1 protein-coding gene is annotated in these 1050 nt (G+C 57.2%); it reads right to left on the minus strand.

Annotation, left to right across the window (positions count from 1 at the left end; genetic code table 11):
- Nucleotide 1: 1 nt before the first annotated feature.
- The gene (locus NKJ57_RS30805) at nucleotides 2-994 is read right to left on the minus strand and encodes an IS481 family transposase (protein WP_352513790.1); all 993 of its coding nucleotides are present in this window, start codon (nucleotides 992-994) and stop codon (nucleotides 2-4) included.
- Between the last annotated feature and the right edge of the window lie 56 nt (nucleotides 995-1050).

Genomic DNA, 1050 nt, shown 5'->3' on the forward strand with positions numbered 1-1050 from the left:
GCTAGGTGTTTAGTCCCAAGGTTTGATGGGTTGGATCGAGCCTGAATCGTTCGGGCTCTTTTGTCCAGATTTTGCAGATGTATTCAAAGGGCGTGAGGCCCTTGAGGGTCTTCAGTCGACGGCCGAAATTATAGGCTAAGACGAAATCGGCGAGATGCTGGCGCAGTTGGTCATGGCTCTCGTAGTAGAAGCGTTTGACGGTCGCATCCTTGATCGTGCGGTTCATGCGTTCGACCTGGCCGTTGGTCCATGGGTGCCTTGGCTTTGTCGTTCGGTGGTCGATATCGGCCTTGGCGCAAGTATGTTCGAAGGCGTGCGCCCATATGATTTCTCCCGCCGCCATGGCTTCCTTGATCAGCGGAACGGCCGAGCCGCCGGCACCTGGGGTCGTGAACTGAATGCCGTTGTCGGTAAGCACTGTGTGGATCTTGTAAGGGACAGCATCAAGAAGATGGCGCAGGAAATCGGCGGAGACCGCTGTCGTTGCCTTCTCGTGCAGCTCGACGAAAGCGAACTTCGAGGTCCGATCTATGGCCACGAACATATGCAGCTTGCCCTGCTCGGTTCGGACCTCGGCGACGTCGATATGGAAGTAGCCGATTGGATAGGCCTTGAACTTCTTCCTTGCCGGCTTGTCGCCCTCGACATCCGGCAACCTGCCTATCCCGTGACGCTGCAGGCAGCGATGCAAGGATGACCGCGACAGATGCGGGATCGTCGGTTGGAGAGCATAGAGGCAATCGTCCAGTGGCAGCAGCGTATAACGCCGAAAGGCGACGATGACCGCCTCTTCCTCAGTCGATAGCACTGTCGACTTCGGATCTCTGGGGCCAGTCGGAAGATCGGCGGCCGACGTCCGGTTCCTCCACTTCCTAACCGTCTTCTGATTGATGCCGTAGCGCTTCGCCAGCGCCCTCAGGCTCTCTTGACTATGCTGTATCGCTCGACGGATCGCCTCTGTCGTCGTGGCGCTCCCATGAAGAACCTGGCCCATAGCGCATCCTTTGATTCGGACGAAAAGTATGCGCCATCAAAGCCTGGGATCAAACA

This window comes from Mesorhizobium sp. M0077 (assembly GCF_040322955.1).
GTDB lineage: Bacteria > Pseudomonadota > Alphaproteobacteria > Rhizobiales > Rhizobiaceae > Mesorhizobium.